Source organism: Pseudonocardia sp. DR1-2 (genome assembly GCF_023717215.1).
In the GTDB taxonomy this organism is placed as follows: Bacteria; Actinomycetota; Actinomycetes; order Mycobacteriales; family Pseudonocardiaceae; genus Pseudonocardia; species Pseudonocardia alni.
This window is the reverse complement of the sequence record NZ_JAMQOF010000002.1, coordinates 417,043-443,576: the sequence shown is the minus strand read 5'-3', so window position 1 is coordinate 443,576 and position 26,534 is coordinate 417,043. Positions and strand designations below refer to the sequence as shown.

Genomic DNA, 26,534 nt, shown 5'->3' with positions numbered 1-26,534 from the left:
GTAGGAGAAAAATCGAGCGGACATGTCGAGAACGCGCGTCCGGTTCCGTCCCCGGGGTGAACGCGGCCAGGATGGGCCGCGACGAGCACCGAGGAGACCCACCATGGCCAAGTACCTGCTGCTCAAGCACTACCGCGGCGCCCCGGCCCCGAAGAACGACGTCCCGATGGACCGCTGGGCTCCCGAGGAGGTCACCGCGCACATCCGCTTCATGCAGGACTTCGCCGAGTCCCTGAAGGAGACCGGCGAGTTCGTCGACGCCCAGGCGCTGGCGCCGGAGGGCACCTTCGTCCGCTACGACGGCGAGGGCCGCCCGCCGGTCACCGACGGTCCGTTCGCGGAGACCAAGGACCTCGTCGCCGGCTGGATGATCGTCGACGTCGACAGCTACGAGCGGGCCGTCGAGCTGACCGGTGGGCTGTCGGCGGCCCCCGGCGCCGGTGGGGAGCCGATCCACGAGTGGATCGAGCTGCGCCCGTTCCTCGAGGCCCCGCCGACCGTCACGGAGTGAGCGGCGAGGTGGCCGGCGCCGACGCCGCGCTGCTGCGCGGCCTCGTCCCGGAGGTACTGGGGATCCTCGGCCGCCGCGGTGCGGACTTCGCGGCGGCCGAGGACGCTGTGCAGGACGCGCTCGTCGAGGCCCTGCGGACCTGGCCCGCGGACCCGCCGCGGGACCCGAAGGGCTGGCTCGTGACGGTGGCCTGGCGCCGCTTCCTCGACGCCACCCGGTCGGAGACCGCGCGTCGTGGCCGGGAGGAACGGGCCGAGGCCGAGCCGGCGCCCGGCCCGGCGTCGGACCACGACGACGCGCTCGAGCTGTACTTCCTGTGCGCGCACCCGTCGCTGTCGCCGTCGTCGGCGGTCGCGCTCACCCTGCGCGCGGTCGGCGGACTCACCACCCGGCAGATCGCCGCGGCCTACCTGGTGCCCGAGGCGACGATGGCGCAGCGGATCAGCCGCGCCAAACGCACCGTCGCGGGGGAGCGGTTCGACCGCCCCGGCGACGTCGCGACCGTCCTGCGGGTGCTCTACCTGGTGTTCAACGAGGGCTACTCCGGCGACGTCGACCTCGCCGCCGAGGCGATCCGGCTGACCCGGCGCCTCGCGGCGTCGGTCGACCATCCCGAGGTCGCGGGCCTGCTCGCGCTGATGCTGCTGCACCACGCCCGACGCGCCGCCCGCACCGGCCCGGCCGGCGAGCTGGTGCCGCTGGCCGAGCAGGACCGCGGCCGCTGGGACACCGCCCTGATCACCGAGGGGGTGGCGGTGCTGCAGGCCGCGCTGGCCCGCGACCGGCTGGGGGAGTTCCAGGCCCAGGCGGCCGTCGCCGCCCTGCACGCCGACGCGCCGGCCGCCGGGGAGACCGACTGGCCCCAGATCGTCGAGTGGTACGACGAGCTGGTCCGGCTCACCGGCAGCCCGGTCGCCCGGCTGAACCGGGCGGTCGCCGTCGGGGAGGCCGACGGGCCACGGGCCGGGCTGGCGGCCCTCGCCGATCTCGACCCGGCGCTGCCCCGCTGGACCGCGGTCAGCGCCCACCTGCACGAGCGGGCGGGGGAGCGGGCCACGGCCGCGCGTCTCTACGCCGAGGCCGCGGCACTGGCGTCCTCCACGGCCGAACGGGACCACCTGACCCGGTGTGCCGCCCGTCTCCACACCGGATCGGCGGGCTGAACCGCATCGTCACAATTGACGATCACCCGGTCTCCGAGGCACACCGACAGGACGCCGGCGCGCAGCGGTGCAAGGATCATGCGAATGAGCCTGGTGTCGGATCCCGTTGCGGTCGCGGCACCGTCGCCGCTGACGTCGCCGGCACGGCTGGCCGCGGTCCGGGCCACCCAGCTGCTCGACACCGGGCCGGACGAGGCGTTCAACCGCCTGACCCGGCTGGTCTCGGTGGTCCTCGGCACCCCGGCGGTCATGCTGACCGTCGTCGACGAGGTCCGGACCTTCCTCAAGGGCACGCCCGAGCCCGCGCAGATCGTCGGGCCGGACGGCGTCTGGTCGGCGCCCGTCGAGGACAGCGGGTGCAAGGTCGTCATCGAGTCGGGCGGCGAGATCTGCGCCGGTGACGTGCGGGCCGACCCACGGCTGCGCGACCTCTCGCTGATGACCGACTTCGGTGCGGCCGCCTGGCTCGGCGTGCCGGTGCGCGACCCCGCGGGCCAGGTCGTGGGCAACCTCTGCGCGATGGACGTGGTCGTCCGTGACTGGACCCCGCTGCACCGCGAGACGATCCGTACCCTGGCCGACGCCGTCGAGGGCGAGATCGCGCTGCGTCTGGCCCTGCGCGAGACCGAGCGGCAGGCGGTCGCCGCCGCCCGCGACGCCGCCGAGATCGAGACGCTGGCCCGGACGCTGCAGGAGTCGCTGCTGCCCGCGCAGCCCCCGCGGCTGCCCGGGGTCGACATCGCGGCCCGCTTCCTGCCCGGCGGCTCCGGCGTGGAGGTCATGGGCGACTTCTACGACGCCGTCCCCACCCCGGACGGCGTCGCCGTGGTGATCGGCGACGTCCAGGGCAAGGGCGCCGGCGCCGCCCGGACGACCGCGCTGGCCCGCTCGGCCACCCGCACCGCCGCGCACTTCGAGAACGACCCGGCCGCCGTGCTGCGCACCGTCAACGACGTCCTGCACGTCTGGTTCGACGGCCGCACCAGCTTCGTCACCGCCGCGCTCGCGTCGCTGCGCCGCGGGCCCTCCGACACCTGGCACGCCGACCTCGCCTCGGCCGGTCACCCGCCCGCCCTCGTGCGACGGGCCGACGGCACCGCGGAGTTCCACGGCGGCGGCGGGCTGGTCCTCGGCATCGGCACCACCCCGATGGTGGCCGACGAGGCCGTCTCCCTCGCCGCGGGCGACAGCCTGGTGCTCTACACCGACGGCATCACCGAGGCGCACGTGCGCGGGCACTGGGAGCAGCTGGGGGAGGAGGGCGCCCGGCGCACGCTGGCCTCGCTCGACCCGGGCGCCGACGCCGACACGATCGCGCGCGCCCTCACCGACGCCGCCCTCGCGCACTGCGGCGGTCACCTCAGCGACGACGCCGGGGTGGTCGTCGTGCAGGTCGAGGAGCCCGGCACCGGCGACGTCGACCGGGTCGTCACCGAGCACGTCCCGCACGCCGGGGTCGGCCGGGAGACGCGGCGTTCCGCGGAACGCGTCCTCGTCGGCTGGGACCTCGCCCCCGGCACCCTCGCCGACGCGATGCTGGTCATCGAGGAGCTCGTCGCGAACGTCGTCGACCACGCCCGTACCGCGTTCCGCCTGACCCTGGTCCGCGGCCGGGACGCCCTGCGGATCGAGGTCGACGACGAGGGTGCGGGCGGCCCGCTGCTCCAGCCGCTCGACCTGCGGGCGGCGCGTGGGCGCGGCCTGCAGCTCGTCGACGCCGTCGCGCAGGCCTGGGGCTGTGACCCCCGGGGCCGCGGCAAGCGGGTGTGGGCCGAGCTCGCCGCGCGCTGACCCCCTAGGACGCGTCCTCGCGCCAGGTCAGGTCGACCTCCAGCTGCCGGTGACCGTCGGAGGCGGTGCCGGTCGCGGACCGGCGGACCTCCGCGCGGCCGTCGCGCAGGGCGCGGGCGGCGTCCTCCAGGTGCGCGGCGAGGTCGCGCGCCGCCGTCGTCGCGTCGGGCCAGGACCATGTGTCGCCGGATGCGGTCATGCGCCCAGTGTGCGACACCCGCTCACACCCGCGTGAGGACCAACCAGGTCAGATAGGCCGCGTAGCCCAGCACCAGCAACCCGCCCTCGGGCCGCGACAGCCGGGACCCGGTCCGCATCGCCAGCCCCGCCCCCAGGGTCGCGACGACCAGCAGCACCAGGTCGGCGTCGACGACGTCCGGCGGGACCGCGATCGTCGCGCCGGGTGCGGCGAGCACCGTCGCCCCCAGCACGAGCGCGATGTTCAGGACGCTGGACCCGACCAGGTTCCCGACGGCGAGCCCGGTCTCCCGCCGTGCGACGGCGACCAGCATCGTCACCAGCTCGGGCGCCGACGTGCCGAGCGCGACGACCGTCAGCCCGATCACCGCCTCGTCGACGCCGAGCACCAGCGCCCCCTGCACCGCGCCGTCGACCAGCCACTCCGCGCCGAGCACGACCAGCGCCAGCGAGACCACCAGCACCAGCAGCTGCACCGGCGGGCCGCCGCGCCCGTCGCCGGCGTCGGCCTCGGCGGTGACGTCCTCGCGCGGGGAGGTGCGCAGCACCAGCACGACGTAACCGACGGCGGCGAGGAGCAGCACGACCCCGCCGGCCGGGCCGATCGACCCGTCGCGCGACAGGACGAACAGCAGCAGCGCGGCGGCGACCATCGCGGGCAGGTCGAAGCGCAGCGTGCGCCGGTCGAACGCGACCGGTCGCAGCAGCGCGCCCAGACCGAGCACGAGCAGCAGGTTCGCCAGGTTGGTGCCGACGATGTTGCCGGTGGCGATGCCCGGGCTGCCCGAGCGTGCCGCGTCGATGCCGATCGCGAGCTCGGGCAGGCTCGTGCCGACCGAGACGACCGTCAGCCCGATGACCATCGGGGACAGGCCCAGCCGGGTGGCGAGCCTGCTGCCGGACCGGACGAGCAGCTCGGCGCCGACGAGCAGCAGTACGAGACCGCCGACCCCGAGGAGGACCGCCTCCACCGCCGCTACCGCATCCCGCCGGACACCACGGACCCAGCCTCGCCCACCGGGCGCCGCGTGTCGATCTGAGACAGGTCGGTCCGGCGACGTCCCGGATCGGCCACGCTGGGCCGGTGGAAGACGAGCACGACGTCGTGGTCGTCGGCGCCGGGGTCGCGGGTCTGTACGCGCTGCACCTGCTGCGCCGGCGCGGTCTGCGGGTGACCTGCGTCGACGCCGCGCCCGAGCCCGGCGGGGTGTGGCACCACCAGCGTTTCCCGGGTGCCCGCATCGACACCGAGGGTGCCGCCTACCAGTACCTGTTCTCCGACGAGCTGTACCGCGACTGGGGGTGGAGCGAGCGCTTCCCGGCCGGCTACGAGGTGCTGCGCTGGCTGCGGTTCGTCGTCGACCGGCTCGACCTGCACCGCGACCTGCGACTGTCCACACCGGTCACCGCCGCCCGCTGGGACGGCGGCCGCTGGCGGATCCGCACCGGCGACGACGAGCTGTCCGCGCGGTTCCTGGTCCGCTGCACGGGGTCGTTCACCGCGCCCCGCACCGACGCCGTCCCCGGCCGGTCGGACTTCACCGGGCCGGTCGTCCACACCGGAGCGTGGCCGGCCGGGGGACCCCGGCTCGACGGGCTGCGGGTCGGCGTCGTCGGCTGCGGGCCGAGTGCGGTCCAGCTGGTCCCGGCCCTGGCCGGGCGGGTCGGCCGGCTCACCGTCCTGGCCCGGACCCCGCGGTTCGTGCTGCCCGCGGCCAATCCGATGTTCGGCTGGCCGGAGCGCGCGGCCTATCGCGACCGGTTGCCCGCGATGCGCGAGGCCGTCCGGTCCACACCGTCCGGCACCGGACACCCGTCCGTCCACAGAGGACTCCACAGTCTGGGGACGGTCCACGACGAGGACCCGCTGGCGCTGCACCCGGCCCGGCTCGCCGGGCTCGCGTCCGACCCGGCACTGCGGGCCGCGGCGGCCGCGGTCGTCCGGGACCGGATGCGGGCGCGGCTGGGCGACGACCGCCTCGCGGCGGCGCTGGTCCCGGAGGGCGACGACTACGGCCTGCGGCCCGTCGCGACCGACCAGGGGTGGCTGGAGTCCTTCCACCGCGACGACGTCGAGGTGCTCCCCGTCGCCCGGAACCCGGTCACGCGGATCCGGCCGGAGGGGGTCGGGCTGGCCGACGGGACCGTCGTCGGGCTGGACGCGATCGTGCTGGCCACCGGGTTCGACACAGGCGCGACCCGGGCCGGGATCGACGTCGTCGGCCGCGACGGGCGGCGGCTGGGCACCGGGCCGGGCCTGTTCGGGATGGCGCACCCCGGCTTCCCGAACCTGTTCGCGCCGCTGGCGCCGACCCTCGGGTACGGCAACGACGCGGCCTGCCTGCAGGGGCAGGTCGAGTGGGTCGACCGGGCGATCGGCGCCCTCGACGCCGACGGCCTATCGACGATCGAGGCGCTGTCGTGCCCGGCGGAGCCGGTCGCTCCCCACGCGGTGCCCGGCGGGGTCGCGGGGGTACTGCGGGCCTGCGACGACGAGGCCGCCGCGGGCTACCCGTCGTTCGAGCGGCGCTGACCGTCCAGGCGGACGTCCGGGTCCGGTACGCCGAACACCATGTTCCGCGACGAGGCCGGCTCCTCGGGGATCCGGTCGACGACGTCGAACAGGTCCATCGCGCCGGTCACCTGGAGTGCGCGTCGGGCGGGACGGCTCGACCCGCAGTACACCCGGAGCCGTTTGCCCTCGGCGCCCAGCATGTCGCGCGACTGGAGCAGCGAGTTGAGCCCCGCCGTCCCCAGGAAGTCCACGCCGGTCAGGTCGAGGATGAGCTCGGGGCCGGCCTCGGACCAGATGCCCATCTCGACCCACAGGTCGGGGGAGGTCTCGTCGTCGATGGCGCCGATCGCGTGCAGCACGGTGGCGCCCGCCGGGTGGCTGGACTGCTCGAAGCGCAGCGTCGGCCCGGGAGCGGCGGCCTGCGCGGCATCCGGCACGGAGCGGTCGTCGTCCGCCATGGTCGAGAACCCCCTTCGGCCACCGGGATCTCCGGCACCTCCGACCAGCATCGCAGCGGGTGGCCGTCACCGCATGTGCTGATCGGCGGGCCCCGGGCGCGTAGCCTTCGCACCCGACCGCCCGACCACCCGCGGGGGCGATCCTCCCGCCGGGACCCGAAGGACCACCGTGACCGCTACGACCCTCTCCGCCGCCGCGATCGCCGGGATGATCGACCACGCGATCCTCAAGCCCGAGCTGACCCGCACCGAGGTCGACGCCCAGCTCGACCTCGCCGCCCGCTACCGCATCTTCAGCGTGTGCGTACGCCCGTCCGACGTCGCGCACGCCGCCGCCCGGCTCGCGGGGACCGGCGTCGCCGTCGGCACCGTGATCGGCTTCCCGCACGGCACGACCAGCACCGCGGCCAAGGTCGCCGAGGCGCGGCAGGCGATCGCCGACGGCGCCGCCGAGCTGGACATGGTGCTGAACGTCGGCCGGCTGCGGAGCGGCCTGACCGGCGACGTCGAGGCCGACATCGCCGCCGTCGTCGGGGCCGCCGACGGCCGCGTCGTGAAGGTGATCCTGGAGACCGCGCTGCTGTCCGACGACGACGTGGTCGCCGGCTGCCGGGCCGCCGAGTCGGCGGGCGCGGCGTTCGTGAAGACCTCCACCGGCTTCGCCGGCGGCGGTGCCACGCCCGAGCACCTCGCGCTCATGCGCGCCACCGTCGGACCGCAGGTCCAGGTCAAGGCCTCCGGCGGGGTCCGGGACCTCGACACCGTGCTGGCCTTCCACGCCGCGGGTGTCACTCGCTTCGGCACCAGCGGTACGGCCACGATCCTCGACGACGCCGCGGCCCGCGACGCCGGCGGCGACGCGGCGGCCCGGGTGGACGACGCGTCGTACTGAGGGAGCTACCGAGCGGTACACCGGGCCGCCGGATCTGCGAAGCTGACCGAGCACGTTCCCGTGAGCCCCGGAGGAGACCGATGGCGAAGCAGCCCCTCCCGAGCTCCTGGTCGCCCGCGGGCGTCACCGGGACCCTGATCGGCGCCGCCCTCGGCACAGTCGGCGCGGCTGTGGAGATCGGCCGCCGGCTGCCCGGCTGGCTGGCCGAGGCGCCGCGCGCGGTCGAGGCGATGCCGTCGGTCGCGGCCGACGTCGCCGCGCTGCCGCGGCGCATCGCCGGTGTCGACGCCGCCCTGACCGGCCTCGCCCCGGTGCTCGACGACGTGCTCGGCCGGGTCGTGACGCTGTGGGACGACCCGGTGACCGTCGAGCGGATCGACCGGCTGACCGCGGCCGTGGTCGAGCTGGCCGGGGCCGCCGGACCACTGCGCGAGCTGGCCGGTGCCCGCGAAGACCTGCACCAGCTCGCCGGGCTGCGCGAGGACCTGCACCAGCTGGCCGGCGTGCGCGAGGACCTCCACGAGCTGGCCGGGTTCCGGGAGGACCTGCACGAGCTGGCTGCGGTGCGCGGGGACCTGCACGAGCTGGCGGGGATGCGGGAGGACCTGCGGGAGCTGGCCGCGGTGCGGGGCGACCTGCACGAGCTCGCCGCCGCGGTCGGGCCGCTGCGGGAGCTGGGCGGGGCGGTGGCCTCGCTGCAGGAGCTGGCGGGGGCCGTCGAGGCGCTGCGGGAGCTGGCCGCGGCCGTGGGTCCGTTGTCGGAACTCGCCGGCGCGGTCGAGGCGCTGCGGGAGCTCGCCACCGCCGTCGGTCCGCTGACCGAGCTGGGCACGGCGGTCGAGCCGCTGCGCGAGCTGGGCACGGCCGTCGAGCCGCTGCGCGAGCTCAGCACCGCCGTGGGTCCGCTGTCGGAGCTGGCGGGCGCCGTGGAGTCGCTGCGGGAGCTCGGCGCGGCCGTCGGTCCCTTGTCCGAGCTGGCCGCGGTCCGGGACGACCTGCACGAGCTGGCCGGTGCCGCGGCGCCGCTGCGCGAGCTGGCCCCCGCCGCGGGCGACCTGGCTGCGCTGGCGGGGGCGGTCACCTCGCTGCAGCGCCTCGCCGACGCCGTCGCCCCGCTCCAGGAGCTCGCCGCCACCCGCGCCGACCTGGCGCAGCTCGCCGGCGCGGTCGAGCCGCTGCGGGAGCTGGCCTCGGCCCGCGAGCACCTGGAGAGCCTGACCGGCGCCGTGCCCGCGGTGCACGAGCTGGCCGCGACCCGGGCCGACCTCGCGCGGCTCGCCCAGGCGGTCGGACCGCTGGAGGAGCTGGCCCGCACCCCCGGCGACCTCGCCGCCCTCGCGGGCGCGGTGGAGCCGCTGCGGGTACTCGCCACCGTGCGCGAGGACCTTGCGACGCTGGCCGCCGCCACCGGCGACCAGGGCGCCGTCCGGCGGATCGCCGCGGCCGTCGCGGACGCCGACGCGGAGGGGACCCCGCGGCTGGCGGCGCTGGACGTCAACCTCGCGCAGGCCGCGAGCCAGCTGACCGCCGTCGCCCCGGACCTGCGGTCGGTCGCGGCCCGGATCGACGCGCTCGACCGGCAGATCGGGGTGCTGGCCGACGCGCTCGCGCCGCTGCAGGGCACCACCGAGCGGATCGGCCGCATCGTCGACCGGCTGCCGGACCGCACCCGGCGCCTGGTCACCCGTCCGGCGACGGAGGGCTGAGCGCCACCACCCGGCCGGCGGGCGCGCCCCGGACACACGAACGGGCCGGCCCGCCCGTCCGCGGACCGGCCCGTTCGCCGGAGAAGCCGGGCTGTGCCCCCGGACCTCGGGTGTCTCAGGACTGGTCGGCGACCTGGTCCAGGACGGTCTTCTGGGCCTGCTCGGAGGAGGCCTTGTTGCCCTGCTCGTTCGACGAGTCGATCGAGTTGTCCTGCACGATCTCCTGGCCGGAGCCGCCGCGGACGTCCTCGTTCGCGAAGTCGCTCAGCGAGGCGATGCCGTCGACGTTCGCCGCCGGGTTCGCCTGGGTCACCGGGGCGCCGTTGGCGTTGCCCTGGGTGCTCTCCGACGACTGGGTGCCGGTGGCCGAACCCGCGGTCTCCTGGGTGCTGGTCTCGCTGCGGTCGCCGCGCTCGTGGTCGGCGAAGGCCATGCCGGCCGCACCGATGGTCATGGGGACGGCGAGCGCCGCGGCGGCGGCGATGCGGAAGGACTTGCGCATGGGGAACGATCCTCTCGGGGAAGGGTCCCGGCCGACCCGGTCGTAGGGGTCGGCACGGGCGGTCGGCGCCGGAGCGGTGGGTTGTGCCCCGGCGGCCCGGGGACGGCGGCGGATCAGCCCGCGAGGCCGGCGATCTGCTCGACGACGGTCTTCTGGGCCTGCTCGGTGGAGGCCGTGTTGCCCTGCTCGTTCGAGGAGTCGATCGAGTTGTCCTGGACGATCTGCTGCCCGGACCCCTCACCGCCGTCGTAGTCCTCGTTGGCGAAGTCGCTCAGGCCGAGGACGTCGCTCACGTTCAGCGCCGGGTTCGCCTGGGTGACCGGGGCGAACGAGCTGTTGCCCTGCTCGGTGGCGGCACCCTGCTCGGACGATGCGGTGGCCTCGGAAGCCTGGCCCTGCTCGACGGTGTCGTCGGCGAAGGCCGTCCCGGCCGCACCGAGGGTCATCGGGACGGCGATGGCGGCGGCGGCCAGAGTACGCACGGACTGACGCATGGAATGCGTTCCCTTCATGGGTTCACTGCTGTCTACTGCACGCCCCGGAATAAGGGGACGTACTACGGAGAAAGGTAACCCGCGTTCTCCCGGAATGCGCGCCGACACCAGGTGACGCCATCGACACCCGTCTCGGTGAACCGCTGACGATGTGTCGCACGTAGCGATCCGACATTCTCGGAAGAATAGGCGATCATGGCTCTGAGCTGCTGGAACAGTGACTCGGCGACATCACTCGTTCGAGTGACGTCCAGTCTGTACGCGCACTCCGAATAACGCGCGCGAATTACGTTGCGCGTGGACACGGCGGGGTTACGGCTCGATGTCCCTCTTGTGTGGTGACAATCGTGACCCGGTGATCAGTTGCACGGCGATCGATTTCTCGGCGGAAGAAACTACGAGCGCAGCAGGGCCAGCCCCGGCCACACCAGCGCCATCAGCGTCGAGGCGAGGTCGTCGGGGTCCCCGCCGTCGCCGGCCCAGTCGGCCAGCCCCTCGGCCGCACCCGCCAGCGCCGCCGCGATCGGGGTGGTGACCGTCGCCGGGTCGACCCCCTCGGGGACGACCAGCTCGGCGGCCAGTAGCTGTGCCACCCGGTCGACGATGCGGGTGCGCGCCGCGTGCACCTCGTCCGCGAGTGCCCCGGTGCGGGCCTGGCGGTAGAGCACCGACCAGCCGTCGCGGTGGGTGGTCACGCTGGCGAAGAACGCCCGGAGGCCGCGGTGCAGGCGCACCTCGGCGTCGGCCGGTGCCCCGGCGGCGGCGCCGGAGACCGACTCCAGCAGCCGGTCGGACTCGCGGCGGATGCACCGCCGCAGCAGCTCGTCCTTCGAGCCCCCGCCGTGCGTGTAGACCATCGGCTTCGACAGCCCCGCCTCGTCGGCGACGGTGTCCATCGACGCGTCGTGGAACCCGTCCCGGGAGAACACGCGCACCGCCGCGTCGAGGACCTGCTTCTCGCGCTGCGCGGCAGGGAGCCTGCGGCGGGGTGGGGGTGCCATCTCGACAGCTTAGCTACTGCTGCGTAAAGTACGCCCCGTCCGAGCCGGTACGGCGAGTACCGGACACTTGTGTGAACCACGGCGAGGTGGAGCGAGCGATGGCCGACACGGTCGACATCAACGAGCTGGGTCGCAGCGTCGACCCGAAGTCCCTGTCCGACGAGCAGCTGATCTCCACCCTCGGCACGGCCCTGCGTGACGGGAACGCGAAGGACGTCGACCCGTCGCTGTTCGCCCGCCTGGTCAAGACCGCGTCGAAGCAGCAGCTGGCGACCGTGATGTCCTCCGAGGTCCGCCGGCCGGTCCTGGAGGCGATCTTCGGCCGGATGAGCGAGTTCTACTCGTCGAAGGGGGCCTCCGGAAACCGGCAGGTCGTGCACTGGCACATCAAGGACGGCTCGACGACCGACAGCTTCCAGACCGTGATGCAGAACGGGACCTGCACCGTCACCGAGGGCACCGACGAGGAGGCCCGGACCGCGCTGACCATGCCGGGCACCGAGTTCCTCAAGGTCGCCACGAACAACGCCAACCCGGTGACCCTGTTCATGACGCGCAAGCTCAAGGTCTCCGGCGACGTCGGCTTCGCGACCGCCCTGCAGAAGATGTTCCAGATCCCGTCCGCCTGACGAGAACCGCGACCGACCAGCGGAGAGCTGAGATGACTTCCTTCGAACTGTCCGAGGAGCACCGCGAGCTGCAGGAGTGGGTGCACGGCTTCGCCGCCGACGTCGTACGCCCGGCCGCCGCCGAGTGGGACGAGCGCGAGGAGACCCCGTGGCCGATCCTGCAGGAGGCCGCGAAGATCGAGCTCTACAACTTCGAGACCCTCGCCTCCTTCTGGGGTGACGAGACCGGCCTGTCCATGCCGCTGGTCAACGAGGAGCTCTTCTGGGGCGACGGCGGCATCGGCATGGCGATCTTCGGCACCACCCTCGCGGTGGCCGGCATCTTCGCTTCCGGCACGCCCGAGCAGATGGTCGAGTTCATCCCGCAGTGCTACGGCGACGCCTCCGAGCCGCAGGTCGGTGCGTTCTGCTCGTCCGAGCCCGAGGCCGGCTCGGACGTCTCGGCGATGCGTACCCGCGCCGTCTACGACGAGGCGAAGGACGAGTGGACCCTGACCGGCCAGAAGGCCTGGGCCACCAACGGCGGCATCGCGAACATCCACGTGGTGCAGGCCGTCGTCGACGCAGACCTGGGCAGCAAGGGCCAGGCCGCGTTCGTCGTCCCGCCGAACACCCCCGGCCTGGAGTCCACCCGCAAGATCAAGAAGATGGGTCTGCGCGCGTCGCACACCGCGGACGTCTTCCTCGACGACGTGAAGCTCCCCGGCTCCTGCCTGCTCGGCGGCAAGGAGAAGCTCGACGAGCGGCTCGCCCGCGCCCGGTCGGGGGAGAGGTCGAAGGGCTCGGCCGCGATGCAGACCTTCGAGCTGTCCCGCCCGACGGTCGGCTCGCAGGCGATCGGCATCGCCCGCGCCGCCTACGAGTACGCGCTGGAGTACGCCAAGGACCGCGTCGCCTTCGGCCGTCCGATCATCGAGAACCAGTCGATCTCGTTCATGCTCGCGGACATGAAGACCGAGATCGACGCCGCCCGGCTGCTCGTGCACCGGGCCGCGTGGATGGGCCGCAACAACGTCCCGTTCACCGCGGGCGAGGGGTCGATGTCCAAGCTCAAGGCCGGCCGGGTCGCGGTGTGGACCACCGAGCGCGCCATCCAGATCCTCGGCGGTGCGGGCTACTCGCGCGAGCACCCGGTGGAGCGGATGCACCGCGACTCGAAGATCTACGACATCTTCGAGGGCACCGAGCAGATCCAGCAGCTCGTCATCGCCCGCGCGATCTCCGGGAAGCACCTGGCGTGACCCCGGCGGGCCGGTCCGCTGCGACGGTCAGCGGGCCGGCCTCGCCGGGCGGGGCGTGGCTCCCGCCGCGGGCGACGCGCCGCTCGTCCGGGACGCCGCGGCGGCCGCCTCGCCGGCCGCCGTCCGGGCTCCGGCCCGTCCGCCGGAGGCGCACCCGTTCGTCGTCGGACCGACGAGAACGCGTCACCGCAGGCCGCCGCCCTCGTTCACCGATCGAGAAGATCGACAACGGGGGACGACATGGCACGGACGACGAGGTCCACCCTGCTCGCGCTGGCCGTCACCGCGGCCTGCCTGACCGGCGTCGCGGGGGTGGCGGCGGCCTCCCCGGAGCGCGACCCCGACCCCGGGCCCGCGCTCACCGCGCCCGGCCTGGACGAGAGCCTCACCTGCCACGGCGACCTCGCCGGCTCCGCGGGCAGCCCGGTCCTGCTGGTGCCGGGGACGACGCTGGACCCCGACGTCAACTTCGACTGGAACTACGCCCGCGCCTTCGCGCAGGAGGGCCGGGCCCACTGCCTCGTGCAGCTGCCCGCGCACGCGACCGGGGACATCCAGGTCGCGGCCGAGCACGTCGTCCACGCGATCCGCACCATGCACGACGAGGCCGGCGGACGGATCTCCGTCGTCGGGTTCAGCCAGGGCGGCATGGTCCCGCGCTGGGCGCTGAAGTACTGGCCGGACACCCGCGGCATGGTCACCGACCTGATCGGGATCGACCCGTCGAACCACGGCACGCTCGACGCCTACCCGGTCTGCGGCCCCGGTTGCGTCCCCGCGTTCTGGCAGCAGCGGACCGGCTCCCGGTTCCTCGCCGCACTCGACGACGGGCCGGAGACGTTCGCCGGGATCGACTACACCGTCGTCTACACGGTGACCGACGAGGTCGTGGTCCCGAACCTGCCGCCCGCGGCGAGCTCGGAGCTGCGTCGCGACGGCGCGGGCCGGGTCGCGAACGTCCCCGTCCAGTCGATCTGCCCGGTGCACGTCGCCGAGCACCTGACCATGGGCAGCACGGACCCGGTCGGGTACGCCGTCGTCGCCGACGCGCTGGACCACGACGGCCCCGCCGACGCGGGCCGGATCGACCGCGCCGTCTGCCTGGCCGACGTCATGCCCGCCGTCGACCGGACGCAGCTCCCGGCGAACGAGGCGCGGCTGCTGGGGCAGGTCGCGACCAGCATCGCGACCGAGCCGCGGGTGGCGGCCGAGCCGCCGCTGCGGGAGTACGCGCGCGGCTGACGACCGGCGGGGTGGGCGCGTACGCCGGGCCCCGGGGAGGATGGAGATCCAACCGGGTCCTGCAGCGGGCCCGTCCGTGCTGTGAGGAGACCACGTGCCGAGCGTGACGTTCCGTGGACGTACCTGGAACCGGGACCGGGCGATGGTCATGGCGATCGTGAACCGGACCCCCGACTCGTTCTACGACCACGGCGTCACCTTCGCCGAGCAGGCGGCCCGGGACCGGATCACCGCGGTGGTCCGGGAGGGTGCCGACGTCATCGACATCGGCGGTGTCCCGGCCAGTCCGGGCACCGAGGTCACCGAGCAGGAGGAGATCGACCGGGTCGTACCGACCGTGGAGTGGGCGCGCCACACGTTCCCCGACGTCGCGATCTCGGTCGACACCTTCCGCGCCGGGCCCGCCGACGCCGTCTGCGCCGCCGGGGCCGACCTGGTCAACGACAACTGGGCCGCCGCCGACGGGGCGATCCTCGACGTCGCCGCCCGGTACGGCGCCGGCTACGTCAGCGCCCACACCGACCACGTCACCCCGCGCACCGAGCCGCACCGGCCCCGCTACGCCGACGTGCTCCGCAGCGTCATCGACCAGACCGTCGCGCTCGCCGAGAAGGCCGTCGCCGCCGGCGTGCCCGCCGGGGGGATCCTCATCGACCCGGCGATCGACTTCTCCAAGAACACGCTGCACAGCCTCCAGGTCCTGCGCGGCATCGACGAGATGGTCGCGACCGGCTGGCCGGTGCTGCTGGCGATGTCGAACAAGACCGTCGTCGGGGAGTCCCTGGCCGTGCCGCTCGAGGAGCGGCTGACCGGCACCCTCGCCGCGACGGCGCTGGCCGCGGACCGCGGCGTCGCCATGGTGCGCGCCCACCAGGCCCGGGCCACCCGGGAGACCTGCGAGATGGTCGCCACCGTCCGTGGCGAGCGGAACCCGTCGCGGGCGGTGAGACTGCTGGCGTGAGCATGATCCACCAGATCTTCCCGGTGGCCGACGCCGGCCCGCTGTCGACCGAGCAGCTCGAACGGCTCTACGCCTACCCGGACGACCGCCTCCGGCTGTCGGTCAACTTCGTGTCCAGCGCCGACGGCGCCGTCGAGGTCGAGGGCAGCTCGGCCGGGCTGTCCACCCCGCCCGACCGCGCGGTGCTGGACCTGGGCACCGACCTGGCCGACGTCGTGCTCGTCGCGGCCGGGACGGCCACCGCCGAGGGGTTCACCGGCGTGAAGCACAACGACCGGATGGACGACCGGCGCCGCCGCTTCGGGCTGTCGGAGCTGCCGTCGACGGCGGTCGTCACCTCGTCGGGGCGCTCGCTCGACCCCTCGGCGCCGGTGCTGACCGACACCGTGGTCCCCACGATCGTGCTCACCTGCGAGTCGGTCCCGGCGGACCTGCGCGGCCGGTGGGCCGACGCCGGCGCCGAGGTCGTGCTCACCGGCGACGAGTCGGTCGACCTCGCCGTCGCCGTCGCCGCGCTGGGGGAGCGCGGGCTGCGCCGGATCAACTGCATGGGCGGACCCGCGCTGTTCGGCAGCCTGGCCGAGGCGGGCCTGGTCGACGAGCTGCGGCTGACCCTCGCGCCGTTCCTGGTCTCCGGCGAGGCAGGCCGGATCGCCCGCGGCGCGGGCATGGACCCCGCGCGTCTCGAGCTCGTCAGCGTCGTCACGGGGGACGACACGCTCCTCATGCGCTACCGGGTGCGCGAGGCGCCGTCGTCCTGACGGGGAACCCCGGAGGGGGAGGTCCCGATCACGCACGGCGACGTCTGGGGCAGGATGGTGCCGTGTCGCGTCCCTCGAACATGCTGGCGGACGGCGTCGTCGTCCTCAGTCCGCTCGGCTGGGACGACGTGACGGCCCACCTCGCGGGTGAGGACGCCGAGATCGTCCGCTGGCTCGGTGGCGCACCCGCGACCCCGGCGACCGCCCGCGCCCACGTCCGCCGGGCGATCGAGCGCTGGGCCGACGACGGGCCGAAGCTGAGCTTCGGCATCCGGGTCGACGGCGGCGCCGTCCTCGCCGGGACCATCGACGTCGACCTGGATCCGGCGGGGGACCGGGCCGGTCTGTCCTACGGCGTCTACGCGGCGTACCGCCGTCGCGGCCTCGCGACGCGCGCGGTCCGGCTCGCGGCCCGCTACCTGGGCGAACGGGGTGACGTGCGGTGGATCTCGATCGACGTCGACCCGCAGAACACCGCATCGGTCGGGGTCGCGCGACGGGCCGGGTTCCGGTTCCTGCGCCACGTCGTCGACGACGAGGGGTCCTTCGACCGCTACGAGCTCCTCGTCCGCGCGCCGGTGGTGCCCGCGCCGCCGCCGCGTCCGCGGCACGGCCGGCCCTGACCCCGTCCGCGGTCGCCCGTCCGGTGCCCCGGTCGTGGGGGACACCGGAGGGGCGACGTCGCGAGCGCCGGTCGGGGGTCCGGCGCTCGTCGGTCCGCCGTCAGGAGACGGTCGGGGCCTCGAGGTACATCACGCCCGGGACCTCGAACACGGGCAGCGCGCCGGCGTCGTCGGCCGACGGGAGGTCGGCGTCGTCCGCGGAGGGGAGCTCGGGGGCGTCGTCGGCGGAGGGGAGCTCGGGCACGTCCGGAGCGGAGGGGAGCTCGGGCGCGTCCGCGGACTGCAGCGAGGCGGTGGAGAGGTCGTCCGCGCCCGGCAGCGAGTCCGCCGAGGGCAGTGCGTCGGTGCTCGGCAGCGAGTCGGCCGACGGGAGCTCGTCGGTGCTCGGCAGCGAGTCCGCCGACGGGAGCTCGTCGGTGCTCGGCAGCGAGTCGGCCGAGGGCAGCGCGTCGGCGCCCGGCAGGCCGGGGAGCGCGTCGGCCGACGGCAGCTCCGGCAGACCGGAGGCCTCGCCGTGCGGGGTCTGCAGCTCGCCGAAGGAGACGCTGTTCGCGTCGTTCGACACGGTGCCGTCCTCGTAGGACGGCAGGGCGGAGGTGTCCGGGGCGTCGGGTGCCTCGGGCAGTTCGGCGGCCGAGGCCTGGCCGACGACGCCGGCGCCGAGCGCGGCGATGCCGGCGCCGGCGAGGGACAGCCGCAGGGCGGTACGGGCGAGCGAGGTCATGCGCACGTCCTTCCAAGGGGGAGCGGGGGAGCGGAGGGCCGACGGACGACCCTCGCCGGGGGACAACGAGATCCACATCGGCCGGTTGCGTTCCGCAGTCGATCGGCGGGGATCTTCACTCGTACGAGTGGCAACCTGAGAGGGGTCTCGCACGTACGACCCCGTCTCGTCACTCCAGCAGGCTTCAGGTGGTCCACTCGCGGCACACGTACGCGGGAGAGCAGGATGAGTGTGTGCGCGCGCCGAGCTCCTCCGTCCGCCACTCCGTCCGTCGTTCGGCGCCCGTCGCGGGAGCGCTGGCCGGGGCCCTGGGCGGGGCGGGCGGCGCCGCCGCGGCCGCGATCGGCTGGCACTACTCGACGATCCTGCTGCACCCGTCGCCGCACCCGGGGCTGCCCGAGCGGGTCGTCGCCGCCGGGGACGGCACCGTCGAGCTGGCGCGGACCCGGCTGTCCGCACAGCCGGGCGTCTGGGGGCTGCGCGGCCCGGCCGGGCTCGCCGTCGTCGGTCCGGTCCTGGACCGCGGGCGCCGCACCGTCGTCCGGGAGCTGCACGCCGGCCCGGTCCCCGCGACCGGCCCCGCGGTGCTCGACGCCGGCCCCTTCGACCCGGACCCGTCCGCGCGCGGGCTGCCCTTCGACGACGTCCGGGTGCCCACCGACCTCGGCCTCGCCCCGGCCTGGCGCATCCCCGCCCCGGACGGCGGTGACCCGGACACCTGGGCGCTGTGCGTGCACGGCCGAGGCGGGACCCGGCGCGAGGCACTGCGGATCCTGCCCGCGCTGCACGCGGCCGGGCTGGCCCAGCTCGTCGTCAGCTACCGCGGGGACGGGACCGCCCCGGAGTCACCGGACGGGCGTTCGCACCTCGGCGACACCGAGTGGCGCGACATCGACGCCGCCGCGGCCTACGCCCTGGTCCACGGCGCGCGCCGGCTGGTGCTGGTCGGCTGGTCGATGGGGGCCGCGGTGGGCGGGGCGTTCCTCGACAGGTCCCCGCACGCCGACCTCGTCGACGCCGTGGTCTGGGACGCGCCGCTGCTCGACTGGCGTCGCACGCTGCGCAGGCAGGCCCGCAACCGCGGTCTCCCGCCGACCCTCGCCGGGGTCGCGGCCCGGTTCACCGCGCGCCGGATCGGGATCGACCTCGACCGCTTCGACCTGGTCCGGCGCCCGCCCGCGGTCCGCCCGCCGACGCTCGTCCTGCACAGCGACGCCGACACCGCCGTGCCGGTCACGCTGAGCCGGGACCTGGCCGCGGCCGCCCCCGGGCACGGCTGGCCGGTCACCTACCGGGAGTTCTCCGGCACCGAGCACACCGGCAGCTGGAACGCCGATCCCGACGGCTACGAGGCCGCCGTGACCGGCTTCCTGCGGACCCTGCGCCCGGCCTGACCCGTTCGCCCCGGGACGGGCCGTGGGTCAGTGACCGCTCGTCTGCGACCGGCCCTGGCCGATCGGCTTGCCGTGGATCTGGTCGTCGGTCGGCGGGGTCGTCGGCACCGGGGTCCCCGGGTCCACCTCGCGCTCGCGCTGCAGGACCGTCGCCCAGCCCCACACCGCGGCCGCGGTCAGCAGCAGGACGGCCACGATCCACGGCGCCCGGCGCACCCGCGCCGGGGTCGGCTCGACCACCTCGGCCAGCGCGTGGCGGGCGTCGTGCACCGAGCCGGACACCACGTCGGACAGGCCGGACAGGCGGGACGAGACCCCTCCCGCGACGGCGTCGGCGACCGCGCCACCGGCGATCCGGCCGGCGTCGGCGAAGGTGTGCACGGCCTCGACCGCATCCTTGCGGGCACGGGCCCGCGTCCTCTCGGCACTCATGTTCCGGACCTGCTTCCCACGGATGCGGCTGCTTACTGGCACGATGGTAGCCGTGACGGAACCAGGAAACGCCAACACGACGGCCGTCCTGCACACCTCCGAGGGCGTCGTCCGCGTCGTGCTGTTCGGCGACCACGCGCCGAAGACGGTCGCGAACTTCGTCGGCCTCGCGGAGGGCAGCAAGGACTACACGGGCCCGAACGCGAGCGGCGGCGACTCCGGGCCGTTCTACGACGGTTCGATCTTCCACCGGGTGATCAGCGGCTTCATGATCCAGGGCGGCGACCCGACCGGTACCGGTCGCGGTGGCCCGGGCTACCAGTTCGGCGACGAGTTCCACCCGGACCTCAAGTTCGACAAGCCCTACCTGCTGGCCATGGCCAACGCCGGGCCGGGCACCAACGGCTCGCAGTTCTTCATCACGGTGGGCAACACCCCGCACCTGAACCGGCGCCACACCATCTTCGGTGAGGTCGCCGACGCCGAGTCGCGGGCCGTCGTGGACGCCATCGCCCAGACCACCACCGGCCAGGCCGACCGGCCGCTGACCGACGTGGTCATCGAGAAGATCGAGATCGAGCGGTCCTGACCCCGCAGGTCTCCGACCACCGAGTGGACGGGCCGTGGTGAACGGACGACCCGACGACAGCGGATCCGGGACACCCGGCGAGCCCGAGGGCGGGCCGGGTTCCCCCGGCCCCGCGGGCACGCCGTACTACCCGGCGCCGCCCGGCTACCCGCAGCCCCAGTGGCCGCCGCCGGGCGCGCCGGGCGGTCCGCCCCGGGCCGGTTCCGGCGCGGAGTACGGCGGGGCCCCGAACGGCGGTGCCACGCACGGCGTCCCGCACGGTGGTCCACCGCCCGGTGGGGTCCCGCGGGCCGGGTCCGGTGCCGGCGCGGTCTGCGTCCGGCACCCCGACCGGCCCACCGGGCTGGCCTGCTCGCGCTGCGACCGGCCCGCCTGTCCCGACTGCCTGCGGCCGGCCCCGGTCGGCCAGCACTGCGTGGACTGCCTCGCCGAGGGCGCGCGGACGACCCCGCGCTGGCGCAACGTCGCCGGTGCGAGCCGCACCGGGAAGCCGGTGATCGTCCCCGGTCTGATCGTCGCCAACGTGGTGGTCTACGTGCTCACCGCGGTCACGGCGGGCAGCGTGATGTCCAACTTCCGCTCGCCGCTGTTCGACGCCGGGGGGCTCGTCCCGCTCCTGGTCGCCGACGGCGAGTACTGGCGCATCATCACCTCGGGCTTCCTGCACATCGGCCCGCTGCACCTGGCGTTCAACATGTACGCCCTGTGGATCATCGGCCGCGAGGTCGAGGCGGTCCTGGGCCGGGCCCGGTTCGTCGCCGTCTACGGCGTCTCCATGCTCGGCGGTGCGGCCGCGGTCATGCTCTTCAGCTCCCCGGTCGGGGCGACCGCGGGCGCCTCCGGTGCGGTGTTCGGGCTGATGGGGGCACTGTTCGTCCTGCTGCGGCGGCTGAAGCTGCCGACCGGGCAGGTCGTCGCCGTCATCGCGATCAACGCCGTGATCAGCCTCAGCATCCAGGGGATCTCCTGGCAGGGGCACCTCGGCGGGCTCGTCTTCGGCGCCGCGGTCACCGCGGCGCTGGTCCACCTCGGGACGGGATCCCCGCAGCGCAGGCGGACCCAGCTGCTGGCGGTCTCCGGGCTGGCCGTGCTGGCGCTGGTACTGATCGGGGTGCGCGCCGCGGGGCTGCTCGCGGCCGCCGGTGTCTGAGGCAGCCCGGGCCCGACCTCGGCCCGTACGTCGAGAGGCAGCTCAGGGCTGTCGCCACTGAGTCAGGACGGCCCCGAGGTGCCTGCCGGCGGCTGCCCGCCGACCCGGGCCGTCGGGGCCGGATCCGGTGCTCGCCGAGGTGCGGGTGGCGGGTCAGAGCCCGGGCGGGCCCGCGTCGCCGGGGCGGTGCCCCGGGCGGAGGGCGGCGAGGTCGTCGAACACGTCCACCGGGTCCGCGCCCAGCTCGGCCCGGCCGAGGATCACCAGCCGCTCGTGGTCGTCGACGTCGCGCAGCTCCAGTTCCAGCAGCACCGACTCGCGGCCCAGCCTGCGGGTCCGCAGCAGCCGCAGGTCGTCCACCCGCCCCCAGGGCACGTGCCGGGTCCAGGTCAGCCTGCGGACCGTCAGCCCCTCGGGGCCGGCCTCCAGCCGGGGCCGGGCACGGGTCCCCGACGCCGCGGCCAGGGTGAGACCGAGCGCAGCGACGCCCGCGACCAACGCGCCCGCCGCGTCCGCGCCGGAGACGAGCACCGTGACCGACCAGCCGGTCGCGGCGACCGCCAGCGCCCAGAGCACGACGACCGTGCCCACCGGCGTCGACCACCGAAGTCGATCACCCTGTGTGGTCATGTGAAGTTGTCCACAGGCTCCATCCACACGGTGGACAACTCACATCCGTGTATTTCTGCTGGTCAACGCCACCGCATCGTCATCAGCAGGCCGATCACGATGAGTGAGAACCCGATGATGAAGTTCCAGTTGCCCAGCGCCAGCATGAACGGGATGGACGGACCGGCCAGATAGTTGATCACCAGCCAGGCCAGGCCGAGGATCCACATCGCGACCATGACGGCGATGTAGGCCGGGTGTGTCGGTCCCGCGACCTTCTGCGGGGTGCGGCTGACCGGGGGCGGGGTGTAGGCCGCCTTCTTGCGGACCTTCGACTTCGGCATCTGACCTCATCGCCTGTCGGAGTCGGACACGGGTCCGGCCGGTGCGCCGGCCGGGGGCGGGACCTGCGACGGGGCGCCGTGGTCGGGGGACGTGGCGACCCGGACAGATCCGCCACCACGGTAGCGCGACCGTCTCGCCGTCCGGGTCACACCGGCGACACAGGCGTCACACATCACGGGGACGTCGGGTGGTGCGGGGCGGGGATCAGACCCCGGCGACCAGTCCGGCCATCTCGTCGGACAGCCGTACGACCAGGTCCTCCGGCACGTCGTAGCCGGCCTGGCGCAGCCAGTTCGCCAGCATCCGGTGCCCGCCCTCGGTCAGCACGGACTCCGGGTGGAACTGCACGCCGGAGATCGGGAGCTCCCGGTGCCGCACGGCCATGATCAGGCCGGTCTCGGTGTGGCCGGTCGCCTCCAGCTCCGACGGCAGACCGTCGGGCGCGATCGTCAGCGAGTGGTAGCGGGTGGCCGTGAACGGCGACGGCAGCCCGGTCAGCACACCGGTGTCGTCGTGGAAGACCTCCGAGGTCTTGCCGTGCAGCAGCTCGGGCGCGCGCTCCACGACCCCGCCCCAGGCGGTGGCCAGCGCCTGGTGGCCGAGGCACACGCCCAGCAGGGGCGTGGCGCGCTCCGCGGCGCGGCGGATGACCTCGACGCTGCGACCGGCCCGCTCCGGGGTCCCCGGACCGGGGCTGACCAGGACGGCGCCGACCTCGTCGAGCTCGTCGAGCTCGACCTCGTCGTTGCGCCGGACCACCGGGTCGGCACCGAGCTGGGCCAGGTACTGGACCAGGTTGTAGACGAAGCTGTCGTAGTTGTCGACGACGAGTACGCGCACGGTCCCTCCCGGGAGATCGTCAGTTGAACGGGAAGCCGTTGCTGCCGTTCTCACCGTCGCTGCTGCTGCCACCGGAGTAGCTGCCGACGGTGAGGGTGACGGTCTGGCCGCTCGAGGCCTCGGACCCGCCGGACGGGCTCTGCTGCAGCACGATGCCGTTCTGCGAGGAGTCCGAGACGTCGACCTGGCGGATCGACGGGCTCAGCCCCGCCTCCTGCAGTGTGCTGATCGCGCTGTCGACGCGCTGGCCGACGACGTTGGGCACCTGGTTCTGGTTCCCACGGCTGATCTGGATCGTGATGGTCTGGTCGGGTGCGACCCGGGTCCCGGCCGACGGGTTCGTGCCGACCGCCTGGCCCGCCGAACCGCTGCTGTCGACCTCGGTCGTGGAGATCGACTGGAAGCCGGCGTTCTGCAGCGTCGCCCGGGCGGCGTCGGCCGACTGGCCCGCCACGTCCGGCACGGCGACGGTCTGCTGCTTGCGGCCCACCACCAGCGACACCGCGGTGTTGCCCGAGACCTGCTGGCCCGGCCCCGGGTCGGAGGTGATGACCTTGCCGACCTGACTGGAGTCACTGGTGTCGCGTTCGGTGCGGCCGCCGACCTGCAGGCCGGCCTCCCGGAGCTTGGCCTCGGCCTCGTCCGGGGACAGACCCTCCACGCTCGGCACCGTGACCTGCGCGGGCCCGCTGCCGACGTAGACCGTCACCCGGCTGTTCTCGGCGACCTGGTTGCCGCCGCCGGGGTCGGTCCGGACGACCTTGCCGACCTGGGCGACGTCCGACGGCTGGTCCTGCTGGGAGAACAGCAGCCCGGCCTGGGTGATGGTCTGCCGCGCCTGGTCCGGGGACTGGCCGAGCACGTCGGGCACCGACACCTGGTCCGGTCCCGAGGAGGAGAACAGCTGGAAGCCGACGAAGCCGAGCAGACCGATGACGGCGAGCGCGGCGACCCACAGGAGGGCCTTGCGCCGCCCGCCGCGGCCCTCGTCGTCGGCGTAGTCGGGGTGGTGCGGCGGCATCGTGTGCCGGCCGGTGGGCGGGCCGCCCGCGTCGAGCCGGCGCGTCGCCATGGCCTGGGTCGCGCCGTCGTGGGCCATCATGTGCGTGCGCTCGTGCTCGCTCATGACCAGCGGTGCGTGCACCGGCTCGCCGTTGCGCACGCGGACCAGGTCCGCCCGCATCTCGGCGGCCGACTGGTAGCGGTTGGCCGGGTTCTTGCTGAGCGCCTTGAGCACCACCGCGTCGAGCGCCGGGGGCACCGACGGGTTGAGCTCCGACGGGGACCGGGGGTCCTCCCGCACGTGCTGGTAGGCCACTGCGACCGGGGTGTCCCCGGTGAAGGGCGGCTCGCCGGTCAGGAGCTCGAACAGCACACAGCCCGCGGCGTAGACGTCCGAGCGGGCGTCCACGGCCTCGCCGCGCGCCTGCTCGGGGGACAGGTACTGCGCCGTGCCGATGACGGCGGCGGTCTGGGTGACGTTCTGGCCCTCGCCCAGCGCACGGGCGATGCCGAAGTCCATGACCTTGACCGCACCGACGCCGTTGATCATCACGTTCGCGGGCTTCACGTCGCGGTGGATGATGTTGTGCCGGTGCGAGAAGTCGAGCGCGGCGCAGACGTCGGCCATCACCTCGACGACCCGCTGCTGGGTCATCGGGCCGGTGGTCTTGACGATCTCGCGCAGCGTCTGCCCGTCGACGAACTCCATGACGATGTAGGGCAGCGGCCCGAACTCGGACTCGACCTCGCCGGTGTCGTACACCGCGACGATCGCCGGGTGGTTCAGCGACGCCGAGTTCTGCGCCTCGCGGCGGAAGCGCAGCTGGAACTGGGGGTCGCGGGCCAGGTCGGCGCGCAGCACCTTGACCGCCACGTCCCGGCCGAGCCGGGTGTCGAGGCCGCGGTGGACCTCGGACATGCCGCCGTAGCCGAGCGGGTCGCCCAGCTCGTAGCGCTCGGAGAGCAGTCGTGGTGTCGTCATCGGTTCAGATTCCCGTACTCATCGAGTCCGTCGGAGGCGTGCTCATCATGCCGGTCGGCGCTCACTGCCGGTCCCGTACGGGCGACATGTGCGCCGGAGCGACCGTTCGGTGGGATCACCGGGACATCACCGGGCACCTCCGGTCGATCTTGGGCACGGGGGACGGCGAACGGCTCCGCCGGGACCGCCGGTCCCGTGGACCCGGCCGAGGGGCCGGCCGCGGTCGCCACGGTACCGGGCGCGACCCCCAGCGAGCCGGGCCGCATGTCGTCGGGCGAGGCGCCCCTCAAGATCATCACGGCCAGGAGCACGGCGGCGAGCGTCAGGATCACGAACAGCACGGCCAGCCACGCCTTCGACCGTCCGGAGCGCTGCGGGCCGAGATCGAGCGGGCCGGACGGATGCTGCTCGGGCATCCGGTCGGCGGAGGCGTTGCGGCGCACCGGCGGACGGGTCGGCGCCGATCGCTGCTGCCCCGGGACCCCGGGTCCGGTGGGCGGCCCGCCCGGACGACGGCCACCCGGGAGACCGCCGCTGTGCGGCCCGGTGTGCGGCGGCCGCAGCGGGGCACCGTAGGGCGGCGAGCCCGGGGGCACCGGGACCGGCCCGGACCAGGACGGCGTGCCGCCCGGGGTGCGCGGTCCCTGCGGCCGGCCCGGCGCGCCACCGGGGTACGGACCGGTGACCGGGCGGGAGACACCCTGGTCCGGCCCGGTGCGGCGGGCGCCGTCGGGGCCGGGGTCACCGGTGCGCGGGCCGCGGTCGGCGGTCTCGGTGCCGCCCGCCGACGGGCCGTCGTCACCGGTCTCCGGCCCGGACTCGTGCAGGGTGTGCCGCGAGCCGGTGCCGTCGTCGCCGCGGAAGTCGGGTGCGTACCCGGCGGGGGCGGGGATGCCGGGCGGCGGCGGCCGGTGCCCGCGCCGGACCGCGGCGACGGCGTCGGCGAACTCGGCGCCGTCGGCGTAGCGCTGCTCGGGGTCCTTGACCAGCACCGAGGAGACCAGTTCGCGGACCCGCTCGGGGATCTCGTCCGGCAGCGGTGGCGGGTCGTCGCGGACCTGCATCATCGCCACCGCGACCGCGCTCTCGGCGCGGAACGGCCGCACCCCGGCCAGGCACTCGTAGCCGACGATGCCGAGCGAGTAGACGTCGCCGGACGGCCCGGCCTCCTCGCCGGAGGCCTGCTCCGGAGCGATGTAGTGGGCGGTGCCCATGACCATCCCGGACCGGGTCACCGGGACGGCGTCGGCGGCCTTGGCGATGCCGAAGTCGGTCAGCTTCACGACGCCGTCGGTGCGCAGCAGGATGTTGCCGGGCTTGACGTCGCGGTGGACGAACCCGCGCTCGTGCGCGGCGAACAGCGCCCGGCCCGCCTGCTCGAGGATGTCGAGCGCCTCGTCGGCGGGGATGGGCCCGCGCCCGATCCGCGACGACAGCGGCTCACCCCGGACGAGCTCCATCACCAGGTAGGCGGTGCGCCCGCCGCCGGTGGGGCTGTCGTCCTCGCCGTAGTCGTGCACGGCGGCGATCCCGGCGTGGTCGAGCGAGGCGACGGTGCGGGCCTCGATGCGGAACCGGTGCAGGAACTCCGGGTCGTCGGAGAGCTCCGCCTTGAGGACCTTCACCGCGACGCTGCGCCCGAGCCGGGTGTCCGAGGCCTCCCAGACCTCGCCCATCCCGCCGACCGCGATCCGCCGGTCCAGCTGGTAGCGCTCGGAGATCAGCTGCCCGGCCGACAGGGCGCTCACGGGGCCGCCGGGGACCTGCGCCGGGCCGGGT

General features: G+C 74.6%; 28 protein-coding genes. 15 read left to right on the top strand and 13 right to left on the bottom strand.

The genetic code is table 11. The annotated features are described in order from the left end of the window. Positions 1–103: 103 nt before the first annotated feature. The 3 genes from ND486_RS06905 (at position 104) to ND486_RS06895 (ending at position 3,465) form a co-directional block, all read left to right on the top strand. Positions 104–511, top strand: a complete 408-nt coding sequence (locus ND486_RS06905) for a YciI family protein (protein WP_251783304.1) — start codon at positions 104–106, stop codon at positions 509–511. After that, positions 508–1,674: an RNA polymerase sigma factor gene (locus ND486_RS06900; protein WP_251783303.1), complete on the top strand. Its 1,167-nt coding sequence runs from the start codon at positions 508–510 to the stop codon at positions 1,672–1,674. Before ND486_RS06905 ends, ND486_RS06900 begins: the two co-directional genes overlap by 4 nt. A gap of 84 nt (positions 1,675–1,758) precedes the next feature. Further along, positions 1,759–3,465, top strand: a complete 1,707-nt coding sequence (locus tag ND486_RS06895) for a SpoIIE family protein phosphatase (RefSeq protein ID WP_251783302.1) — start codon at positions 1,759–1,761, stop codon at positions 3,463–3,465. 4 nt (positions 3,466–3,469) lie between these two features. Here ND486_RS06895 and ND486_RS06890 read toward each other — a convergent pair whose 3' ends face one another. Next, positions 3,470–3,664, bottom strand: a complete 195-nt coding sequence (locus ND486_RS06890) for a hypothetical protein (RefSeq protein ID WP_251783301.1) — start codon at positions 3,662–3,664, stop codon at positions 3,470–3,472. A gap of 22 nt (positions 3,665–3,686) precedes the next feature. Beyond that, positions 3,687–4,634, bottom strand: coding sequence for a calcium/sodium antiporter (locus ND486_RS06885; RefSeq protein ID WP_208820430.1), 948 nt, complete (start codon positions 4,632–4,634; stop codon positions 3,687–3,689). Between the two features lie 113 nt (positions 4,635–4,747). Here ND486_RS06885 and ND486_RS06880 point away from each other — a divergent pair, with 113 nt between their 5' ends. Next, positions 4,748–6,196, top strand: a complete 1,449-nt coding sequence (locus ND486_RS06880; RefSeq protein WP_251783300.1) for an NAD(P)/FAD-dependent oxidoreductase — start codon at positions 4,748–4,750, stop codon at positions 6,194–6,196. Here the strand turns inward: ND486_RS06880 and ND486_RS06875 are convergent. Continuing rightward, positions 6,172–6,636, bottom strand: coding sequence for an STAS domain-containing protein (locus ND486_RS06875; RefSeq protein ID WP_251783299.1), 465 nt, complete (start codon positions 6,634–6,636; stop codon positions 6,172–6,174). The two genes, ND486_RS06880 and ND486_RS06875, sit on opposite strands and share 25 nt — an antisense overlap. A gap of 169 nt (positions 6,637–6,805) precedes the next feature. Between ND486_RS06875 and deoC the strand changes: the two genes are divergently transcribed. Together deoC and ND486_RS06865 are read left to right on the top strand one after the other, a co-directional pair. Next, positions 6,806–7,528 carry a deoxyribose-phosphate aldolase gene (gene deoC / locus ND486_RS06870; RefSeq protein ID WP_251783298.1) on the top strand — a complete coding sequence of 241 codons (723 nt, stop codon included), beginning with the start codon at positions 6,806–6,808 and terminating at the stop codon, positions 7,526–7,528. Positions 7,529–7,608: 80 nt separating this feature from the next. Beyond that, a complete protein-coding gene (locus ND486_RS06865; protein ID WP_251783297.1) occupies positions 7,609–9,234 on the top strand; it encodes a hypothetical protein in 1,626 nt (541 codons plus the stop codon). Positions 9,235–9,349: 115 nt separating this feature from the next. Here the strand turns inward: ND486_RS06865 and ND486_RS06860 are convergent, their stop codons facing one another. The 3 genes from ND486_RS06860 to ND486_RS06850 all read right to left on the bottom strand — a co-directional run bounded on the left by ND486_RS06860 (position 9,350) and on the right by ND486_RS06850 (position 11,231). Further along, on the bottom strand, positions 9,350–9,736 hold the full coding sequence (locus tag ND486_RS06860; RefSeq protein WP_251783296.1) for a hypothetical protein: 387 nt from the start codon (positions 9,734–9,736) through the stop codon (positions 9,350–9,352). 113 nt (positions 9,737–9,849) lie between these two features. Next, on the bottom strand, positions 9,850–10,230 hold the full coding sequence (locus ND486_RS06855; protein ID WP_251783295.1) for a hypothetical protein: 381 nt from the start codon (positions 10,228–10,230) through the stop codon (positions 9,850–9,852). Between the two features lie 395 nt (positions 10,231–10,625). After that, the gene (locus ND486_RS06850; protein WP_251783294.1) at positions 10,626–11,231 is read right to left on the bottom strand and encodes a TetR/AcrR family transcriptional regulator; all 606 of its coding nucleotides are present in this window, start codon (positions 11,229–11,231) and stop codon (positions 10,626–10,628) included. 98 nt (positions 11,232–11,329) lie between these two features. On the opposite strand from ND486_RS06850, the gene ND486_RS06845 reads away from it, so the two are divergent. The 6 genes from ND486_RS06845 (at position 11,330) to ND486_RS06820 (ending at position 16,688) form a co-directional block, all read left to right on the top strand. After that, positions 11,330–11,860, top strand: coding sequence for an SCP2 sterol-binding domain-containing protein (locus ND486_RS06845; protein WP_208820423.1), 531 nt, complete (start codon positions 11,330–11,332; stop codon positions 11,858–11,860). A 32-nt stretch (positions 11,861–11,892) separates the two neighbouring features. Next, complete coding sequence (locus ND486_RS06840; protein ID WP_208820421.1) at positions 11,893–13,101, top strand: acyl-CoA dehydrogenase family protein; 1,209 nt, start codon at positions 11,893–11,895, stop codon at positions 13,099–13,101. Positions 13,102–13,341: 240 nt separating this feature from the next. Next, positions 13,342–14,343: a triacylglycerol lipase gene (locus ND486_RS06835; RefSeq protein WP_251783293.1), complete on the top strand. Its 1,002-nt coding sequence runs from the start codon at positions 13,342–13,344 to the stop codon at positions 14,341–14,343. Between the two features lie 94 nt (positions 14,344–14,437). Further along, positions 14,438–15,304 carry a dihydropteroate synthase gene (gene folP, locus ND486_RS06830; protein ID WP_083657976.1) on the top strand — a complete coding sequence of 289 codons (867 nt, stop codon included), beginning with the start codon at positions 14,438–14,440 and terminating at the stop codon, positions 15,302–15,304. Positions 15,305–15,306: 2 nt separating this feature from the next. Beyond that, entirely contained in the window at positions 15,307–16,065 is a 759-nt protein-coding gene (locus tag ND486_RS06825; protein WP_251783695.1) for a dihydrofolate reductase family protein, read from the top strand. A gap of 62 nt (positions 16,066–16,127) precedes the next feature. Next, positions 16,128–16,688 (top strand): GNAT family N-acetyltransferase, encoded by a 561-nt coding sequence (locus tag ND486_RS06820; protein ID WP_062399087.1) that lies wholly within the window; start codon positions 16,128–16,130, stop codon positions 16,686–16,688. A gap of 100 nt (positions 16,689–16,788) precedes the next feature. Here the strand turns inward: ND486_RS06820 and ND486_RS06815 are convergent, their stop codons facing one another. Continuing rightward, positions 16,789–17,412: a hypothetical protein gene (locus ND486_RS06815; protein ID WP_251783292.1), complete on the bottom strand. Its 624-nt coding sequence runs from the start codon at positions 17,410–17,412 to the stop codon at positions 16,789–16,791. 233 nt (positions 17,413–17,645) lie between these two features. Here ND486_RS06815 and ND486_RS06810 point away from each other — a divergent pair, with 233 nt between their 5' ends. Then, a complete protein-coding gene (locus tag ND486_RS06810) occupies positions 17,646–18,806 on the top strand; it encodes a prolyl oligopeptidase family serine peptidase (protein ID WP_251783291.1) in 1,161 nt (386 codons plus the stop codon). Between the two features lie 27 nt (positions 18,807–18,833). On the opposite strand, the gene ND486_RS06805 is transcribed toward ND486_RS06810, so the two are convergent. After that, positions 18,834–19,238, bottom strand: coding sequence for a hypothetical protein (locus ND486_RS06805; protein WP_062399091.1), 405 nt, complete (start codon positions 19,236–19,238; stop codon positions 18,834–18,836). 43 nt (positions 19,239–19,281) lie between these two features. Here ND486_RS06805 and ND486_RS06800 point away from each other — a divergent pair, with 43 nt between their 5' ends. Further along, on the top strand, positions 19,282–19,827 hold the full coding sequence (locus ND486_RS06800; RefSeq protein WP_062399093.1) for a peptidylprolyl isomerase: 546 nt from the start codon (positions 19,282–19,284) through the stop codon (positions 19,825–19,827). Positions 19,828–19,864: 37 nt separating this feature from the next. Next, complete coding sequence (locus tag ND486_RS29615) at positions 19,865–20,977, top strand: rhomboid family intramembrane serine protease (protein WP_251783290.1); 1,113 nt, start codon at positions 19,865–19,867, stop codon at positions 20,975–20,977. A 153-nt stretch (positions 20,978–21,130) separates the two neighbouring features. On the opposite strand, the gene ND486_RS06790 is transcribed toward ND486_RS29615, so the two are convergent. The 5 genes from ND486_RS06790 to ND486_RS30005 form a co-directional block, all read right to left on the bottom strand. Further along, positions 21,131–21,568 carry a PH domain-containing protein gene (locus tag ND486_RS06790; RefSeq protein WP_251783289.1) on the bottom strand — a complete coding sequence of 146 codons (438 nt, stop codon included), beginning with the start codon at positions 21,566–21,568 and terminating at the stop codon, positions 21,131–21,133. Positions 21,569–21,669: 101 nt separating this feature from the next. Beyond that, positions 21,670–21,930, bottom strand: coding sequence for a cell division protein CrgA (crgA, locus tag ND486_RS06785; protein ID WP_020626195.1), 261 nt, complete (start codon positions 21,928–21,930; stop codon positions 21,670–21,672). Between the two features lie 205 nt (positions 21,931–22,135). Then, positions 22,136–22,771, bottom strand: coding sequence for an aminodeoxychorismate/anthranilate synthase component II (locus ND486_RS06780; protein WP_062399097.1), 636 nt, complete (start codon positions 22,769–22,771; stop codon positions 22,136–22,138). A gap of 19 nt (positions 22,772–22,790) precedes the next feature. After that, entirely contained in the window at positions 22,791–24,755 is a 1,965-nt protein-coding gene (gene pknB, locus ND486_RS06775) for a Stk1 family PASTA domain-containing Ser/Thr kinase (protein WP_251783288.1), read from the bottom strand. Beyond that, a complete protein-coding gene (locus ND486_RS30005) occupies positions 24,752–26,503 on the bottom strand; it encodes a protein kinase (RefSeq protein ID WP_374231383.1) in 1,752 nt (583 codons plus the stop codon). Before ND486_RS30005 ends, pknB begins: the two co-directional genes overlap by 4 nt. Between the last annotated feature and the right edge of the window lie 31 nt (positions 26,504–26,534).